General features: G+C 29.7%; 12 protein-coding genes. 11 read left to right on the top strand and 1 reads right to left on the bottom strand.

What is annotated here, in order from left to right; translation table 11 throughout:
* The first annotated feature begins 736 nt into the window (after positions 1–736).
* The 8 genes from BR82_RS0107715 to BR82_RS0107680 all read left to right on the top strand — a co-directional run bounded on the left by BR82_RS0107715 (position 737) and on the right by BR82_RS0107680 (position 10441).
* The gene (locus tag BR82_RS0107715) at positions 737–2203 is read left to right on the top strand and encodes a DUF3502 domain-containing protein (protein ID WP_027089719.1); all 1467 of its coding nucleotides are present in this window, start codon (positions 737–739) and stop codon (positions 2201–2203) included.
* A gap of 1 nt (position 2204) precedes the next feature.
* Entirely contained in the window at positions 2205–3365 is a 1161-nt protein-coding gene (locus tag BR82_RS0107710; RefSeq protein ID WP_027089718.1) for a hypothetical protein, read from the top strand.
* A 167-nt stretch (positions 3366–3532) separates the two neighbouring features.
* Positions 3533–4366, top strand: coding sequence for a diaminopimelate epimerase (gene dapF / locus BR82_RS0107705; protein WP_027089717.1), 834 nt, complete (start codon positions 3533–3535; stop codon positions 4364–4366).
* A gap of 15 nt (positions 4367–4381) precedes the next feature.
* Positions 4382–5086, top strand: coding sequence for a 2,3,4,5-tetrahydropyridine-2,6-dicarboxylate N-acetyltransferase (gene dapD, locus BR82_RS0107700; RefSeq protein ID WP_024722304.1), 705 nt, complete (start codon positions 4382–4384; stop codon positions 5084–5086).
* 9 nt (positions 5087–5095) lie between these two features.
* The gene (locus BR82_RS0107695; RefSeq protein WP_027089716.1) at positions 5096–6226 is read left to right on the top strand and encodes a M20 family metallopeptidase; all 1131 of its coding nucleotides are present in this window, start codon (positions 5096–5098) and stop codon (positions 6224–6226) included.
* A gap of 2 nt (positions 6227–6228) precedes the next feature.
* Positions 6229–7416: an aspartate aminotransferase family protein gene (locus BR82_RS0107690; protein WP_027089715.1), complete on the top strand. Its 1188-nt coding sequence runs from the start codon at positions 6229–6231 to the stop codon at positions 7414–7416.
* Between the two features lie 1094 nt (positions 7417–8510).
* Positions 8511–9071: a DUF308 domain-containing protein gene (locus BR82_RS15420; RefSeq protein ID WP_161635130.1), complete on the top strand. Its 561-nt coding sequence runs from the start codon at positions 8511–8513 to the stop codon at positions 9069–9071.
* A gap of 26 nt (positions 9072–9097) precedes the next feature.
* On the top strand, positions 9098–10441 hold the full coding sequence (locus BR82_RS0107680; protein ID WP_027089714.1) for a radical SAM/SPASM domain-containing protein: 1344 nt from the start codon (positions 9098–9100) through the stop codon (positions 10439–10441).
* 505 nt (positions 10442–10946) lie between these two features.
* Here the strand turns inward: BR82_RS0107680 and BR82_RS0107670 are convergent.
* The gene (locus BR82_RS0107670) at positions 10947–11504 is read right to left on the bottom strand and encodes a TetR/AcrR family transcriptional regulator C-terminal domain-containing protein (RefSeq protein ID WP_027089713.1); all 558 of its coding nucleotides are present in this window, start codon (positions 11502–11504) and stop codon (positions 10947–10949) included.
* A 166-nt stretch (positions 11505–11670) separates the two neighbouring features.
* On the opposite strand from BR82_RS0107670, the gene BR82_RS0107665 reads away from it, so the two are divergent.
* The 3 genes from BR82_RS0107665 to BR82_RS15410 form a co-directional block, all read left to right on the top strand.
* A complete protein-coding gene (locus tag BR82_RS0107665) occupies positions 11671–12651 on the top strand; it encodes a lysylphosphatidylglycerol synthase transmembrane domain-containing protein (protein ID WP_335324205.1) in 981 nt (326 codons plus the stop codon).
* Between the two features lie 443 nt (positions 12652–13094).
* Positions 13095–13514 carry a CDP-alcohol phosphatidyltransferase family protein gene (locus BR82_RS15415; protein WP_034864445.1) on the top strand — a complete coding sequence of 140 codons (420 nt, stop codon included), beginning with the start codon at positions 13095–13097 and terminating at the stop codon, positions 13512–13514.
* Positions 13515–13640: 126 nt separating this feature from the next.
* Positions 13641–13830, top strand: a 190-nt coding sequence (locus tag BR82_RS15410; RefSeq protein WP_034864434.1) for a phage integrase N-terminal SAM-like domain-containing protein, incomplete at its 3' end; no start/stop codon positions are given.

Here is a 13830-nt window from a genome sequence, read left to right as displayed (position 1 = left end):
AAAAAGGGATATTGGTGGTGGTAATAATTGCTGGTTTATTCAAGCAAACAAAACGTGACAAATAGTAAATAGATATGTATTTTTTTAATGACAGATCGTTTATCATGCTTAAAAATAAATCCTTTAGTTAAGGAAGAAAAATGTTTTTATATAATATTAAAGTTAATATGACAATAATAAAATGATGATGAAGTTGACATTTATTGAATTGAGAAGAATTATCTAGTGAATTAAAAGAATTTTTTGCGAAGTGAGGGTGAAAATAAGATTTGTTATTAACCGAGGGAAACATGAATAATGAATTACTTGGTCATATCATAAATTGAAATGAATGTGTCTAATCAATGAAGATAGACAGAAAAGGAGAAAATTATGAATAGAGAAAATTTTTTAAAGTTTGATAGTTTTTTTCAAAAATAGCATTTGTTTATATTGTATTGATCCCCTTTTTCTTCCTAGAAAGAAATAGAATAATATTTATTTGTTTCAGTTTACTGTTTTTTATAGAAAGACTAGTACATATGTGGTATATAAAAGATAATTTTTCTAAAACTAAAAAGATAGTTTATGCGTTAATAGCCATGATATATATTGCTTGTTCAATAGGTATAGTTATTGAGTTGTTTAGCTTGATTTGAAATATAAAGGGCTGATCAAAAGTCAGCTCTTTAATATTAATTAAGTTTTTAAAAATAATTTGAAAAAGGGAAATACGATTATGACAAAGAGAAATAGAATGAAGAAAATATTAATATTTTTAAGTTTTGTATTATGTTTTCAAATAATGGGATGTACAAAAAAGACAAATATTGATACTAAAACTGTTGTTTGGAGAATTGCTGCTATTGGTAATTATAAAGAGATGACAGCTGAAATGATTGAAATTTGGGAAAAGCCCCTTAATGAATTATTAAAAGAAAAAGGGGTGCAGTATCAAGTAAAAATTATTCCTTTTAGTAATAATGGAGAGAATAATCAGATTGTGGAGTTAACAGAACTTAAAAAAAGTAGACAACAAACAGATGTTATAACAATACTTCCAAAAGTAGAAGGAGATAAATTAACAGAATGGAATAATACATATAAATGTGCGGTTGACAATGAATTACTTATGGATTTAGATGACTGGAAAGAGGAAAATGGGAAGGTTTTAGAAAAATTTTTAACTGATTATGATTTTGAATTATCAAAAATAGATAACAAATTATATGGAATCTCAAGTAATGTTCCTTCTACATTTGGCATTATGTATCAAAAAGAGATCTTAGATGAATATGGAATAAATCCCGAAAATATTGAAAGTAATTTATTTGATAATATCGATTTATTGAATAAAGTAAAAAAAGAAACTAACGAAAAACCTGTTAAAGAGATGGGCTTTAGTGTTGGAAAGACAGGACTATGGACAGTTCCTCCAACAAATAATTTAGCATGGAAAAAAGATGAAGGATTTATTTCATTAAGTAAATCAAAAGAGTATAAAGATGTATTGAATCAGTGGCTTTCTTTAAAACAGCAGGATCTAATAAATTTAGACGATGATGAGAGTGTTGTCCCATTTGTTAAGTTACCTGAAAAAAGTATCAGCAGATATGATAAATTTACATATTTATCAGAATCATCAAAAGATTATATCGTAGTGCCAGATGGATCTATACCAGATATGGAATTATATTGGGGCGATAATAAAACAGCAATTGCATCTTGGTCAGAAAATGTTGAAAATGCAAAAGATTTTCTTTTAAAATTATTTACAGATAAAGATATAGCTAATTTAATTCAATATGGAACTGAAGGACAGGATTATGAACTTGATGAAAATAATCGTATTACAGTAACTACATCAAGTCTTGGTTTACGAATATCAGGATATCAGTATACAAATCCAAAAATTACTTATTCTTCTATTTATGAAGAAGATGATAAAGTTGCTTACTCAAATTGGTTTTATTCAACATATGGCGATAATTTTCCTAAGGGTTTTAGGTTTGATGCTGATCCTGTAATTGCGGAAATTGCAACAACAAATGATATACTATCAGCATACTTTAATACTTTGACAGATAGTGAATGGACAAATAAAATATATGATTTAGATACTTTTTTAAAAGGTTTAAATGAAGAGCTTGATGATGCTGGAATGCAAAAAATAGTTGATGAAGCCAATCGCCAATATCAAAAATGGTTAAAGGAAGGGAAATAAAATGTTTGATTCAGTTAAAAAAATTACGATTATAATACTTTTATTTGTTTTCTTTATAAGTGGCTGTAGTACAAATACGGAAAATTCAAATGATGATAATGTGCAAGTATATGAACAGTTTGGAGCATTAGAATTTTCAACGGATGATGGCTTTTATCATACTAATAATAGTGGATATTTATATTTTTTTGATTATGAAAGTAAAAAAGATGTTCTTGTATGCAGTAGAGCTAATTGTAAAATGGAAACAGAATTAAAAGAAGATTCAGAAGCTTATATTGGCTCAGGTACTGGTTTTGTTTGTAATAATAAATTATATGTGATTATTAAAAATGATGATATAGAAAAAAGATATTCGTTGATTGAATCAAATTTAGATCGAAGTAATCAAAAAGAAATCGTTAAAATAAATAGTACTATGATCTTATCATTTGCAGTGATTAAAGAGATAGCTTATTTTGCAATTGATGAAGTTGTTTTTAGCGAATCGGAAAGTGGCGCAATAGTTAAAGAACCAAAACATAATTGTTATCTTTTAGCGATTGATTTAAAAAGTGGTAAAGAGGAAAAATTAACGGAGTCTAAAAATAATTTTAATAATTCCTTAAAAATTATTGCTGCTGATGAAAATAAGATTTATTTAAATTATACTTATTTTGACAACTATTTTGATGGAACAAATTTTAAAGATGTTAATGAAAATAACGAAAACTATGTATATGATCTAAAAACAAGAGAATTAATAGCTGTTTTGAAGGATAAATATATTATTAAAGGACAACTAAATGAAGATGTCTTCTTAGCACTAGAAGCTCAAAATTTAATAGCAGATGATTTTAATAGTGAAAAAATCTATACAATTTCAAAATATACTTTACCAGATTATAAAACTGAAATCATAGCAACAACAAAAGAATATCTAATTTTAAGTGAAGATGAATGGATATATCAAGAAGAAGGAACTGATCAATATTATGCACTGGATCTAAAAACAGCAGAATCTAAAAAAATAAGCATGAATAAAATCGAAAATGTAGTCATATTTGGAGATGCGAAGAATTATTATTATATAGCATATTTAGAAGATGATGAAATGAAACATGGCTTTATTTTAAAATCTGATTATATAAAAGGAAATAAAAAGATTATTGGTGCTTATTAGGATAGTTGATGAGTTGTTTATAGTTTTAATGATTTGTGGTAAATAAATGATTTTGATATGGGGATTAATAATTCCCCATATTTTATTTAACTAAAATGTTATCTAAGAATTGAAAAAAAGTCATTGTTTTGATAAAATCTTGTAAATACATGAAAAGGAGGGGAATTATGCAGTTACATTTTACAAAAATGGAAGGCCTTGGTAATGATTACATATATTTTGATGGGATAAACCAGGAAATTCCCATGGACAAAGAATTTATCATGAAGATCAGTGATCGCCATTTTGGAATTGGCAGTGATGGTATGATCGTGATTTTGCCATCGGATAAATATGATTTTAAAATGAGAATGTTTAATCTTGATGGCAGTGAAGCAATGATGTGTGGTAATGGTATCCGCTGTTTTGCGAAATTTATTTATGATCATCAATTAAGTGATAAACGTGTATTGAAAGTGGAAACTAAATCAGGACTAAGAGTAGTAGAATTGTTGTTTAAAGATGATAAATGTGTGGGTGCCAAAGTTGATATGGGTAAACCAATATTGACATGTAAAGATGTTCCATGTACTTATGATAGTGAAACGATGATCAATGAGGTAGTAACGATCGGTGATCATGATTATCCTTTAACAACGATTTCCATGGGGAATCCGCATACAGTAACATTTGTAGATGATTTAGAGACTTTGGATTTAGAGAAAATCGGTCCTGTTTTTGAACATCATGAATTATTTCCTGAAAGTGTTAATACGGAATTTGTGAAAGTGGTTAATGATCATTATGTAAAAATGCGTGTTTGGGAACGTGGTTCTGGTGAAACCATGGCCTGTGGTACAGGAGCTTGTGCTGTGATGTATGCTAGTTATTTGAATAACTATACTAAAGATAAAGTTACAGTTGAATTATTAGGCGGTTGTTTAGAAATTGAATATATTAATGGTACGATCATGATGTCAGGACCAGCTGTTAATGTATTTGAAGGAACAATTGAAATATAGAAAAGGAGAGAAAATATGTTAAATAGTGCAGAAGAAATTATTAAATTTATTGGCGATGCTAAAAAGCAAACACCAGTAAAAGTGTATTTGAAAGGTAAAAATTTACCCGAAGCGACAGAGTTTAAAATGTTTGGTGGTAATGAAAGTAAAGTCTGTATTGGTGATTTAGATGCTATTAAAGCTTATATGGAAGCAAATAAAGAAATGATCACAGATTCATATTTAGAACAAGATCGTCGTAATAGTGCAATTCCACTATTAGATATGACAAATATTAATGCTCGTATTGAACCAGGGGCTTTTATTAGAGAACACGTAACAATTGGTGATAATGCTGTTATTATGATGGGGGCAGTAATTAATATCGGTGTTAAAATTGGTGAAGGAACAATGATCGATATGGGTGCTGTTCTTGGTGGCCGTGTTGAAGTTGGAAAGCATTGTCACGTTGGGGCAGGAGCAGTTTTAGCTGGAGTTATTGAACCACCTAGTGCAACTCCAGTAATTTTAGAAGATGATGTTTTGATTGGAGCTAATGCCGTAGTTATTGAAGGAGTTCATATTGGTAAAGGTGCTGTTGTTGGAGCGGGATCGATCGTCACTGAAGATGTTCCTGCTGGTGCTGTTGTGGTAGGGAATCCGGCTAGAATCATTAAAGAGAAAAAAGATGAAAAAACTGAGGGCAAAACTCAATTAATGGATGATTTAAGAAAACTTTAGGAGATAGATATGGACGCTTTAGAGCAAATAAAAAAATGGCGTCAGGAATTACATCAGATCCCTGAGCTGGGTTTACAAGAGTATAAAACTTCTAATTATCTTAAAACGGAACTGATCAAAATGGGTTATCAGCCAATTTCAATATTAGAAACAGGTGTTTTAGTATATATTGATAACGGTTATGATCAGACTCTAGCTTTCCGTAGTGATATTGATGCTTTAAAAATAAAAGAACAAACAAATTGTTGTTTTGCTTCTAAACATGAGGGTTATATGCATGCCTGTGGTCATGATGGACATATGGCGGCCCTTTTAGGACTGGCTAAAAAGTTAAAAGATCAGCCTAGTTCTTTTAATCATAATATCTTATTAATTTTTCAGCCAGCTGAAGAAGCTCCTGGAGGGGCTAAGCTGCTAGTTAAAGAAGGAATATTAGATAAATATCAGGTAAAAGCTATTTTTGGACTCCATTTAATGCCGACGATCGATGAAGGTAAAATTGCTTGTCGTCCAGGACCTTTAATGGCTCAAAATGGTGAACTTGATGTTACGGTTATTGGTAAAAGCGCTCATGCGGGATTATATCATTTAGGAGTAGATGCAATTGTGATCGCTAGTTCAATTATTTGTCAGTATCAAAATATTATTTCTCGAGTTATTTCACCAGTTGAAAGCTGCGTCATCAATATTGGTGAAATCAATGGCGGAACAGTAAGAAATATTGTCGCTGATAAAACAACATTTAAAGGGACTGTTAGAACCTATAGTGAAGCGGTATTTAAGAAGATCGTAGATACGATGCAGGCTATCAATCATGGAATGGAAGAAAGTTATGGCTGTAAAATTGAATTTAGCTGTCCACCGATGTATCCACCGGTTTTAAATGATTATGATTTGTATCGACAGTTTGCTGCTTTGGCTGGTAAGAATTATGAAGAATTAAAAGAACCATTGATGCTGGCTGAAGATTTTGCTTTCTATCAAAGGGAAGTTCCGGGAATTTTCTTTTATGTCGGAACTAAAACGGCTAAGTATTCAAGTGGTTTGCATACAGAGACATTTAATTTTAATGAAGAAGTCTTGATGCAGGCAGTGGAATTATATTACTGTCTAGCGTCAAAGATTAAATTGGGGGATTAAAAATGAATTATTATGATAGAGCTAATAAGGCTTTAATGAAAGCTTATGGTAGATTTGATGTTACTTTTGATCATGGTAAAGGTGTTTATCTTTATGATGTTAATGGAAAAAAATATTTAGATTTTTATTCGGGAATAGGAGTTAATTCATTTGGCTATGATTATCAGCCTTATACTGATGCATTAGCTAAGCAGGTGCATCGTTTAATGCATATTTCTAATTATTTTAATAGTGTAGAAGCTATTGAAGCAGCTGAAGCGGTAATTAAAGCGACTAAATTAGATCAAGTATTTTTTACTAATAGTGGAACAGAAGCGACAGAGGGAGCTTTGAAGTTGGCCCGCAAATATTATTATGAAAAACATGGTAAAGCTGATAGTGAAATCATTAGTTTGAAACATTCTTTTCATGGCCGTTCTACAGGTTCTGTTACCTTAACGGGGACACCAGCCTATCAAACAGCTTTTGGACCATTGATTGCAGGTGTTAAATATGGTGAAATCAATGATTTAGAATCAGTAAAAAAATTAATTACACCACGGACAGCAGCAATCATCTTAGAACCGGTTCAAGGTGAAGGCGGGATTCATGTTTGTTCTCAAGAATTCATGCAGGGAATTAGAAATCTTTGTGATGAGCATGACATTGTCATGATTCTTGATGAAGTTCAATGTGGTATGGGGAGAACAGGAACGATCATGACTTATTTCCAATACGGAATCATGCCGGATGTTGTTTGTTTAGCTAAAGGAATCGGAGCTGGTTTTCCAATGGGAGCCTTTGTTGCCAATGAAAAAGTTGGTTCGGCTTTAAAACCTGGTGATCATGGTTCTACTTATGGTGGTAATCCGATGGCCGGATGTGCTTGTAAAACTGTTTTTAAAATTATTGAAGAGAAAAAAATGTTGGAACATGTCCAGGACATTAGTGAGTATTTGATTGCTAAGCTGGATGAACTAGTAGAAAAGTATGATTGTATTAAAGAACGTCGTGGGTTAGGTTTGATGATTGGATTGGAATTTGTGCATCCTATCAAGCCATATATTCAAAAAGCTTTGGATAAAGGTTTGGTTTTAATTACGGCAGGTAGTAATGTAATCAGAATGCTGCCACCATTTATCATCGAAGAAAAAGATGTTGATGAAATGATAAAAATCTTTACAGAAGTAATTGAAGAAGTGAATAGTTAGATTTTTATTTAATAAGAATTTTTAGGCTGTTGGTAAATATTTTTATTTATCAACAGTCTTTTTTATTTAAGGTAAAAAATCAAGATATGATATAAGGGTACACGTATTTGAAGATAATAGAAATAGTAATGACAGTAAATATAAATGTGATCATATTATTATTTTAAGTGCTATTGATGAGCTTGTTTTGCTTAATCATGAGGTTATAAAGCTTAAAGCTGCTAAAAACTTTTTTGAGGCAGAGCAAGTATCGATCCCATAGTGCTTTTTATCAATACTATTTTTGGAATCAATTTATGTAAAGAAATTGCAGTGAATCTGGCATATGGATGGTTTTAGAGCTGTCAATCAAAGTGTTTCGACTATTCAACCTGGTCACAAAACTATATTAGAAGATATGTGAAATATTTGAATAAATATCTTAGTGAAGCAATGAGTCATAGATTTGTTGATGTTGGTATTGTTTTTGACAATTCTTCTATTATTTTACTTAAAACATCATTTTGAATTATCGATAAAGATTTTGATTATTATCATGGCTTGTATGCATAATTTGAGCATCTTTATAATTTTATTTCTAGTATATCTTTGTATAAAAACTAGTATTGTGATTGTTTAAATACTTTGATTGTATTTTATTATCAAATATTGGAAAGATGAGTATTTTAAATAAATTATCACAGCTATAATCTATTTGCTGCCAGTAAATCACGATACAAATTCTAAAAATAATAAATATAATATAGACAAAATAGGATTGTTTTTAGACATTTGTATGATGAGTGCCTAGACATCTAACTTGCATGTGCATAAAAATTAGGCATTAGCACGAAAGGTGTCTATTTTCATTTAAATAAAAAGGAATAAAATGAAAATAGAAAAATGATAGGAGGGAATGAGTATGAATATAATGTAAAGTTTTGTAAGAAAAGCCCTATCATAATTGCGATATTAACGATAATAGGAATCGTAATAATTTTTAATTTATAAATATGATTATTAAAAAGTCTGCTGCATGTATTTAATAAGTATTCTATTAAACTTATCAAGATTCATTGCTTTAAAAATAATCAAAATGAAAGGAGATGATTATATTGAAAAAACTCCAAATAGCACGATATGGATATATTCTCATGTCAATGGTATTCTATATTGCGGGAATAGTTTATGTGATGATATCTGATATACCATCATTAATATTATGTAATATCGGTGGAATTATTTTTATTGTTTATGGTGTTATTAAGGTCATTGGATACTTGTCAAATGATTTATATAATCTTGCATTTCAATATGATTTAGGATGCGGCATGTTTCTTATTGCTTTAGGTATCATCGTCTTAGTAAGAAACGAACAAATTATTAATTATTTATCAATGGCACTAGGGGCCTTAGTACTTTTAGATAGTTTTCTTAAAATACAGACATCTCGTGATGCAAAGGAGTTTGGATTAGAAACATGGAAGTATATTTTAGGAATTTCTATTCTAACGGGAGTATTTGGTATTTTAGTTATAGTAGAACCCTTCAAAAATGAAATGGTATCCCGTATTATCACAGGATGTACTTTATTATGTGAGGGACTTATGAATCAATGTGTTATACATTATACAGTAAAAAAAGATGTACAATTAAACGATAAGGGAAATGATTAGGAAATGGATATAAGGAGGTTAATGTTATGAATGTATCCACAACAATAAAAAAATTTGGTTTAGAACAAGCGTTTAACTATTTATATAAAGATCCTGAAAAAAACTTACTCAAGATCATGGATTGGGCTGATAAATTTGCAGGTAATGGATTTGAATCACAACGGGCTATGATAAGAGAAGCAATAACTGATCCCAACCATCCATATTATAGTTTTATTAGACGTATTATATATGATGTTGATCCACATGTAATGAAAACAGCAGCTGTCAACTTTTTTGTTAATTCAGCTCTTTCAGGATGGTCGAAGCAAGAAGAACTTCGTAAAAAATATGGCTGTAATATTCCCTGGACAATTTTATTAGATCCTACATCAGCTTGTAATTTACACTGTACAGGTTGCTGGGCTGCCGAGTATGGAAATAAATTGAATTTATCAATTGATGAAATAGACAGTATTATTCAACAAGGTAAACAGTTAGGAATTTATATGTATATTTATACAGGTGGGGAACCACTTGTAAGAAAAAAAGATTTAATTAAGATTTGCGAAAAACATAATGACTGCATCTTTTTATGTTTTACAAATGCAACATTGATTGATGAAGAATTTGCAAATGAAATGTTACGTGTTGGTAATTTTGTTCCAGCTATTTCACTTGAAGGATTTGAGACAGCTACAGATGGTCGACGTGGCGAGGGCGTATACAATAAAGTGATTGAAGCTATTGAATTACTTCACCGTAAGAAATTGATTTATGGTATATCTTCTTGTTACACAAGTGCTAATTTTGATTCTATTACTTCTGAAGAATTTTTCGATAAGTTGATTGATTTAGGTGCTTATTTTATTTGGTATTTCCATTATATGCCAGTAGGAAATGATGCTTCACCTGATTTAATGCCAACTTCTGAACAAAGAACTGAAACATATCAACGTATTCGTCACTATCGTGCAACAAAACCATTGTTTGCGATGGATTTTCAAAATGATGCAGAATATGTTGGAGGATGTATTGCCGGAGGAAGACGTTATTTACATATTAATGCTCATGGTGATGTTGATCCATGTGTATTTATTCATTATTCTGATTCTAATATTCGGGAAAAGACTTTATTAGAAGCACTACAATCACCAATGATGATGGCTTACCATGACAATCAGCCCTTCAATGAAAATATGCTGAGACCTTGTCCTATGCTTGAAAATCCAGAAAAGTTAAGAGCAATGGTTGCAAAAACTAAAGCCCATTCGACAGATTTACAATCTCCAGAGGATGTAGAACATTTATGTGCGAAATGTGATAAATATGCAGCTCATTGGAAACCTGTGGCAGATAAATTATGGAAAGAAAGCCAAAATAAAAAATAACATGTCAATATAGCAATTGTGGTTTTATTGACTGCAATTGCTATAGTTTTATCGAAGAAATGATGAGAAAAATAAGAATTGCAAGTGTAACTGATAGAGGAAATTTTTAAAATGGAGCAAAAGAAATCAAAGAAATATAAAAAAATAGCTTATCATTTATGTAGAAGTAGAAACATTAGATTATTTGAAAAAAAATGACGAGTTATTCCTGCCAATGCTGCAATGGAATCTATCTTATATATTAAACCTTTATTGGTGATAGATGGAGGACGTTTGGATATGTTTGCAAAGCTAAGTGAAACTAAGAACTGGAAAAAAAGAGAAATTGAACAAATGAAAAAACAGAGGAATATCATCAAAGTAGTACAGTAGTATTCTTGATGATAAAAAATTATCAGAATGGTTATAAATGGTTCAAAGTATATTTTTTGATGAAAAAATTCATTATGATCAATTGAAATTTAGAATTGGTTTAAGAGTTTTGGAATGGGAATAAGTAAAAAAATTATTTTTTAATGGTTGATCTAATTAAAGCTCTATCACTTGATCCAGCAAATAAATTAGAAATACGAGAAAAAGCTTCAACAAAATCATAACTCATATTTTTATCTAACCAATCTAAAAAAATGCCAACTAATGCACTCTTATAAAATCGGATAAGTAAACTTTTATCATGAGGTTGAATGGGTAGATCTTCAGTGAGTACATTTATATATTTTTCAACAAAATACAAAGTCAGTCGATCTAAACTATTTAAGAAAATATCACGTTCTACGGAATGATATATGTTAAGAAATGCTTTTCTTCTTGAAAGACAGCTTTGAATAACAGGAGTCAAGCAATCAACTACTGATTCAAATTGATTATGATTTTTAATGATATCATCTGCTTCTTGTTTAAGAACACGTTCTAGCAGTTCAGGGATACTTTGAAAATGATAATAAAATGTATTTCGATTTATTTGACAGAGGTCAACAATATTTTTGACTGTAATTTTATTATATGGTTTTTCTTCTAATAGTTGCCAAAAAGAATTAATAATAGCTATTTCAGTACGATTCATATTTTTATTCCTTTCCAGTAATTTAAATAATTTTATCATAAAACTTAAGTTTCTACAAGCAAGAGAGTCTTATACAGAAGATAGCAAGAGAGTCTTATACAGAAGATAGCAGAGGTGAGTAATCATGGATAAACAAACATGAAAAAAATTTTTATTAAAAATACTTTTGATTATCTTTTTATTGGTTTTAATATATTTTGTATTTCATAAAGATTATCGAGGGATTATAAAATATGTAAGTAAAATATCAGTTTTTGAATTGCTTTTCATTATGGTAATGTCAATAGGGTATATATTATTAGATGCTTTTTCTTATTATATAATGATTATATTTCAGTTTCCTAATTTGAAATTCATTCAGGCATTAAAAGTGATACTCCTTGGTATTTTTGCTAATGTTTCAACTTCTACTACTGGGACAATTCCAATACAAAGTTATTTTCTTTATCGACAAGGTATAGATTTAGGAACAGGAATTGGAACGCTGCTTTTGGAATGTGTATTTCATAAAATATCAGTGTTTATTTATTCATTTTTGGCATTTGTTTTTCATAATCAATGGTTAAAAGAAACGATTCCTGAGCTTATGAAATATATCTATTTAGGATTTATTGTATATGCAATTTTTATCATTGGGATGTTATTGTTATGTACTTGGAAAAGGATTCAACAATTGTTTTTGATGTTTATGCAAATGTTACCTAATAGTGATAAATGGAATCAACGAAAACATACTTGGACGAGTTATTTAGAAGCTTTATATGATGTGTCAAAAAAAATTCTTAGGAATCGGATATGCTGCATCAATGTAACAATAGTGAATTTATTGAAATTAAGTTGGAATTTTTCTATTCCATATGTATGTATGATGATGCTTGGAATCACAGATTTATCTTATGAAAAAACACGAATTCTTGCATCACTGATGCTTTTATTGATTGGTATTTTACCAAATGTTATTGGTGTTGGTCCTACTGAAGCTTCTTTTATTATGTTGTTTACACCTTTTATTGGACGTATCAATGCTTCATCAGCTTTGGTATTATATCGTATTGCAGATTATTTTTTTCCTTTTGTTATAAGTTTAGCTATGTTTTTAAATGTGAAAAAAGATATGACTAAGGAATTGAAAGAAAAAGAGGAGTAAATGATATTGAAAATTGGCGTTATAGATATTGGAGTTTTAACAGGAAGTATAAATGTTACTTCCTATATTGCAATAAATAATGATTTTTATCAGAAATACAAAATATTGATAAAGAAATGGCGACTGTAATGGCGCAGATGGCTAAAGATGTTTTGGTAGCGATGGAAATGTTTAGATTGAGGTTAGGTTTATACGATCTTCTTTTATATAAAGAATTAAGAGTGAAATTTATCTAAAAGAGAAGGCCTGATAATTTTTAGAATAGTATATATTTTGAACTATAAATAGTATTTTTAATCTTGTTTTTATGGAGTTTTTAAGTATTTCTGGGTGATTTGCTGTAGATACCTGGATTTTGCAAAGAAAAATAAAAATTGATTATTTTATTGCTGGAAGAGCGGTTTTAAATGAGATTATTTTTTTTGAGGATAACAGAGGTAACTATGAAAGATAAAAGATTTCAAAAAGAAAATATTTTAACAATTCCAAATATGATCAGTTTATTTCGAATCATACTTATACCAATAATTATTTGGTTATATTGTTGTTCTTGTGATTATACAGCAGCTGCTATAATCGTAGCTCTTTCGGGAATTACTGATATTATTGATGGAAAGATTGCAAGAAAAATCAATATGGTATCTGATCTTGGAAAAGTATTAGATCCAATTGCTGATAAATTAACACAATTAGCTCTAATATGTTGTTTAACAACACGTTTTCAATGGATGTGGGGACTTTTAATTTTATTAATAATTAAAGAATGTTTAATGATTTTATGGGGATATTTAACAATAAAAACCACGAATGCTGTAAATTCTGCAAAATGGTATGGAAAATTGAGTACAGTTATATTGTACTAAAACGCTACGCGTTAGCTCAATTCTTTCTTTATGTTTTCTATATTTTTTTGTTTGCCATCTTTCTTATGATGGCTTTTTTTATTTATAATTTAGTTGTCATTTTATAACAGAAAGGACTGATTAATTATGAATACTAAATCTATAAATGACAAAATCAAACAATTTCCTATCCTTAATGATGTTAGGATCGCTCTCGATTTAAAAAACCTTGCCGATAAAACTATTATCAATTATATGGACGGTATCGCTCGTTTTCTTGATTTCATTAATTATGACAATCTTTTTGATATTAACGAAGACCACTTCAGAGATTATC

The sequence above is a fragment of the Thomasclavelia saccharogumia DSM 17460 genome (genome assembly GCF_000686665.1).
Taxonomy (GTDB): Bacteria; Bacillota_I; Bacilli_A; order Erysipelotrichales; family Coprobacillaceae; genus Thomasclavelia; species Thomasclavelia saccharogumia.
This window is presented reverse-complemented; position numbering and strand designations above follow the sequence as displayed.